Genomic DNA, 4,913 nt, shown 5'->3' with positions numbered 1-4,913 from the left:
TTTGCAGCGCCTCCCTAACAGCAGCACCTGTCAAAAACGTATCCTGGATCGCGGGATGCCTCCCAGCTGACAGTCGACGCAGTCCACAACAGCCGGGCGACAGCCCCGATGAGCATCGATTACGAAGCATTCAAAAATCCAGAAACTACCACGCGACGTACTGATACTGATCAGCAGGAGGTCTTAACAATGATCCAACCATCAGATGCTCATAGACTGGAAATCGCCCAGGACGTCTTGGGCTGCTTGATAGCGCTCCGCTCCGAGTCAATATTCTACGAGCGAAAGAAAGCCGGGCCGAATGCTGAAATCATCAGCTTGTGGAAAGCCGAGCGAAACACCCTCTTCGACCTGACCCGCAGTTTGAACTGTAACGACCGGGATACCATCGAGAATGTCATCGCGACCTATGGCCCCTCAGCCAGAGCGCTGTTTGATCAGGAAGGTAGTCTGAGCAGCTAGCCCTGCGTACCGGCGACCCAAAGTGGGTATCAGTTAAGGCGTTCCACTTTTACTGACAGGCGTTCAGCCACCCTGAGATGCTGCACTCAATCTGAATCGGGCGGCGTGGAGCTTCTGGCAGGTTTTGACTCCGGAATGAGTTCAGGTATCAGCTTGAGCTCTCCCGCATAGACCATGAGGGTTCCGCACCTGGTAAACGGCTTACGCCCGTTCATCGCTTCTACAGATTTCCGTCGCAGTGCGAGCGACCACATTTTCTTCAGCCAGCTTTCACTCATAGCGTTTACTCCAGATATGGATGACGTATCCAGATTTGCCTACCGAATGCCTCCCTCAGCATCACCGGATCTACCTTTCCCTGTGCTCCCAGATGTTGTTCTCTTCTTTACCCGAGTGATCCAGGCACAGTCACCAACGGCAACTGCGCGCACTTCACAATACCGACACCATCACAGCCAACGCCGTGCTTTGTACAGCGTCGTGTTGCGGTGTTTTCTGAAAATTACCGCGCTCACTTCGCAAAATATTTTGATGATCAATTTTGTTAGGCCGAAGGCGCCTGATTCTTGTGTTTATCGAGTCATTGGACGATTCCCCTGCCCCCTCCTCAACGATGCTTTTATTCATCAAGGACCAAGAAATCCAGCACCTACGTCCAGACAACTTCTCTGACCAAAATCGTCCACAACGGCGGCAACCATTTGGTGGATAAGAACTGGGACAGGGTAGGGTTTGTACTCCCGCCATAAATGGCGTCCCCACAACCGGCCTCGCTGCAGTCGTTTCACTTCCTTACGATGCCTACCGCCCTGCTCAGGGCTACGCCCCGAGACCCCATGCCAGCAACTCCCTAGAGACTTTGCTGACCGATGCCCCAGATGATTGATGACTTTATGGAGATGCCACAGCGCGCAAGCGCTTCAAGATCTATGAGCCTTTGCGCCTGCCTCCTCAATCAACAGATAGATAACCTTTAGCGCCTATAAGTTGCTGGTCACTCAAGGTCTTAAGGGCTGCAGCTTGCCCTGCGCTGCCAACACCCGACTCATGACCGGGTGCTTTAGGCCAAAAGCAGTCGCTCAGCAGTTGTTCTTGATTGACCGCTTTAGCCTGCGAGAGAAGGTTGTGCAGCACCATTGCTGCTGCGACTGGCTTTACTCCTCCGTCCCAACTGCCAGAGCATCACTCCAAAGCCTGTCGAGATCGACGTCCTCACTGGCAGGTTGCTTACCATCTAGCAGTCTATCCACCTGGATCACCATCGGCAGCTCAAAAGCAGTACCAGTGATCACGCAACACCCTTGTGAGAGTCCAGGGATGAGGCTACGAGACAAAGAATCCAGCGTAGAGATTGTATTGTCGATCAAGTAAAGATCCCGATCATTCACCAAGCGGTGAATGAAGAAATTGTGAAGCTGCGAGACGATTGTGGGCGAGATATCAGCCGGACGCTGGCTGGCGATGGTAATGAACATCCCAAACTTGCGTCCCTCCTTAATGATCTCTTCGAACTGCTCGAGCCGATAATCCTTCCAGGTTTCACTTTCTCTCGCAGACTGATCGGACAGGATATTATGCGCCTCATCGACGATGAGGTGGATGGTCCGGTCGGGCGGATTGGTGACCGTGGCCTTGTGACTGTTGTAGTAATGCTTCGCGAACAGTAGAGGCAGGACCTTCTTAATCTCGTTGTTGCAGCGGCGCATCGAGATGACCGTGAGCAGCCGCTCATCTGGTGCTGCATCCGAAACAGACAACACTTTACGCAGGTTGGCGAGTGAAGACTCGACGCGCTTCAGAAGTGGCTGGATATGCTCAAACTGAACGTATCCGGCGTTCAGATCTGACATCAGCTGCAAGTTGACGCGTAGCACAAGCTGGTCGAACTCATCGAGGGCTGCGGCATCTAGTGTCTCTACAATTGGAGCGATATCCGCCGCGTACTGTGCGCCATCGGTACCTATGAACCGCCCCTGGTAAGTGAAGCGCGCACCAAGCCGGTGCCAGACCACACCTGCCAGCATGTCCTGCACCTGCTGATTTCCCATAAGCCGCGAGGCGGTGCGCATCAAATCCAGCGTCGCCGTCTTGACCTCTCCGGCGCAGAACGAAGTATGGAACATCAGCTTCGCATAATTCGCGAGTGCTCCCGGAATGGCTCCATAGCGTTCCCTACCTAAGATGACACGGTTGAGGAATGGCCTTTGCGTGTTCGGGGTAGCCTGAAAAAGCAGAGCCATAGTCTCGAGCTGCCAAAATTCCTGCGTTGCCAGCGGGAACCGTGAAGCTAGATCGTTCAGGTTTGGAGCGGTAAGCGTGGACAGTTGATAAACGGCTTTGTGATCCGCAGCCACGAGCTGCTCACCGCCGTACTCACCATTAAAATCCAAGATGATGAAACGGCTCTTACCTGTAATGAGAGGCAACTTTTGATCGAAAAGAACAGTGTAAAGCTTTGCCAGAGTATTCGACTTGCCGCTTCCGGTATTGCCGAAGATACCGATATGGCTATTGAAGAGCCGTTTCCACGGCAACCCAATCGCGATTTCCTCTTTCAGCATAGTCCCAATTCTGAAATCACTGTCCGCCTTGCGGTCGAAGATAGACCTGATTTTCTCCTCTGGAAGCAGGTAAGCCGCATCCTGGATCATCGGTAGATACTTGATGCCCTGAGTGAAACCAGAACGGTCGAAGTATCCAATCGGCCTAGCCTCTACCTTTCGCACAAACGTTTGCCGACCATCATGCACCTCAGTGCGGCTTTCATCCAGATACTCGCCCTCGACGATGCAGATGATTTCGCGGAAGCCACGCTGAATGGATAGGTATTCGCGGATTGAGACTCCCTTGTACCTCTCTCCTTCATAGAACAGGGTTTCCTTGCTCGACTGTTCATCGATCTTCAGAACCAATTTTGTTCCATGGACGGCGATGACCTCGCCAACGCGAATACTCATATCAGGGGCTCGAGGTCTGCATCGGTCACAGGAATAGCTGCTGGAGGTATGGGGGTAGCCGGTGCAAGAGCCGTAGCCTCCGGCCAAGCCAATACCTGCTCATTGAATGCGGTAAAATCCATTACCCCACTCTGTAGCATGAGGCATTTGACGTTACGGTTGCCCTTGAATTTGTCCTCCATTTCGGCGTGCCCAGCTTGGCTGTAACAGCAAACAAACACCTGCAGCCCCGGATTGGAGAGAGAACGCATGACGAGGTTCAGGATATGCTCGTCGGCAAACGAGAACCCGAAGGTGATGAGTACGGCGTTTGGTTTCTCAAGCTCATAACTGAGCAGCCGAAGCATTTGATAGTAATGCTCCTCGTAGACCGTCTCGTGGAACTTCCACTTGGTCGGGTTGACAATAGGAATCTGTTCATATTTGTCCCAGAACGCCACCAATTCTTCAGTGGAAAAATCTGTGGCTGGGACGTCGGTAAGCGTCGATGCAGGGTTAGTAAGCGCAGTCGAAAATGGTTGCAACATCGCCATAGCGTCAGCATCCAGCAGACTTTCGCGGTTAGACAGGTCGTAGCCAACCTGAATCGCTGCGTCCAACTTGCTCCAGTAGACCGACCCATGCAAATGGATCAGATTGATTTGAGGAATGCTGCTCTGATAACGGCCGAAGACACCGGCCTGGCAAAGGTATGACCCGAAATTTCGGGCCTGTAACATGCGCCGCGTGAATCCTCGCGCACCGTCATTTAGCACGAAGTCAATGCAGCCTTCCTTGATAAGCGCGTCAGCCACGAGCGGGAAGCAACCGTCATAGTTCGTCGTGAACACATTGCAACGGCGATCCAGCGCTTTGCGCCGCTTTACCATTTCGAGTGCTGTCGTTAGGAAGGTGCGGTAGTTCTTGATAACCGTGGCACCTGCTTCTCCGGTCACCGCCTGTTCCAGGCTAATTTGCTCGGCAGGGCGGATACAGCTGGCGTAGTAGTGCATAAACAATGGAATGAGACGCCGGTCGCCCTCGCGCTCGAATTTGGTGGCTAGTTCCTCCAACGTGTAGCGCGAGTTGCCCTCTCCAGTCTGGACCTGCAGCTGGAGGGTCGGGAGCAGGCCGAATGATGCTCCTGATCCGAATAGGAAGTTGATGTCTTGATTGTAGATATCGCCGATAGAAATCACTGGCTTTCCTCCCTGGCTGCGCATAATGACGAAAGGAGACGATACATCTAGCAATGGGCAGAGTGCTACTGGGGAGGCCATTAATAACTGCGGCTCGAAACACAGGACCCCTTTCAGGCTGACATTAACCGCTAAGCTCGAGCGACAGCTATTGGCCGACTTCTGCCTGTCGCCACCGACCTTAATGGGTCGGAAGCTGGGCATCAGGGCGAGCCGCGCCCCGGCGGCTCTGATGCTGGGCGGATTGAACATAAACGCCCGTCATCGGTAGTCATTCAGACGGACATTGATAGCCTACGCCTAAGAGGGTGTAGAC

4 protein-coding genes are annotated in these 4,913 nt (G+C 53.3%); 1 reads left to right on the top strand and 3 read right to left on the bottom strand.

Translation table 11 applies throughout. The features are described from left to right. The first annotated feature begins 108 nt into the window (after positions 1–108). Positions 109–462 (top strand): hypothetical protein, encoded by a 354-nt coding sequence (locus ALO64_RS20590; protein ID WP_227024878.1) that lies wholly within the window; start codon positions 109–111, stop codon positions 460–462. Between the two features lie 86 nt (positions 463–548). Here the strand turns inward: ALO64_RS20590 and ALO64_RS20585 are convergent, their stop codons facing one another. The 3 genes from ALO64_RS20585 to ALO64_RS20570 form a co-directional block, all read right to left on the bottom strand. Next, positions 549–740, bottom strand: coding sequence for a hypothetical protein (locus ALO64_RS20585; RefSeq protein WP_005745773.1), 192 nt, complete (start codon positions 738–740; stop codon positions 549–551). Between the two features lie 876 nt (positions 741–1,616). Then, the gene (locus ALO64_RS20575) at positions 1,617–3,419 is read right to left on the bottom strand and encodes an ATP-binding protein (RefSeq protein WP_044345551.1); all 1,803 of its coding nucleotides are present in this window, start codon (positions 3,417–3,419) and stop codon (positions 1,617–1,619) included. After that, positions 3,416–4,849 (bottom strand): SIR2 family protein, encoded by a 1,434-nt coding sequence (locus ALO64_RS20570; protein WP_235378744.1) that lies wholly within the window; start codon positions 4,847–4,849, stop codon positions 3,416–3,418. The genes ALO64_RS20575 and ALO64_RS20570 overlap by 4 nt, the downstream gene beginning before the upstream one ends. Positions 4,850–4,913: the final 64 nt, after the last annotated feature.

Origin of the sequence: Pseudomonas meliae (assembly GCF_001400515.1) — a bacterium.
Classification (GTDB): Bacteria; Pseudomonadota; Gammaproteobacteria; order Pseudomonadales; family Pseudomonadaceae; genus Aquipseudomonas; species Aquipseudomonas amygdali.
Note: the sequence above shows the minus strand (reverse complement) of the source record. Positions and strands in the feature narration are given on the sequence as shown.

Excerpts from the sequence above, each read along its gene's own strand:
- ALO64_RS20590 (WP_227024878.1), top strand. The coding sequence starts at position 109 with ATGAGCATCGATTACGAAGCATTCAAAAATCCAGAAACTACCACGCGA.
- ALO64_RS20585 (WP_005745773.1), bottom strand. The coding sequence starts at position 740 with ATGAGTGAAAGCTGGCTGAAGAAAATGTGGTCGCTCGCACTGCGACGG.
- ALO64_RS20575 (WP_044345551.1), bottom strand. The coding sequence starts at position 3,419 with ATGAGTATTCGCGTTGGCGAGGTCATCGCCGTCCATGGAACAAAATTG.
- ALO64_RS20570 (WP_235378744.1), bottom strand. The coding sequence starts at position 4,849 with ATGTTCAATCCGCCCAGCATCAGAGCCGCCGGGGCGCGGCTCGCCCTG.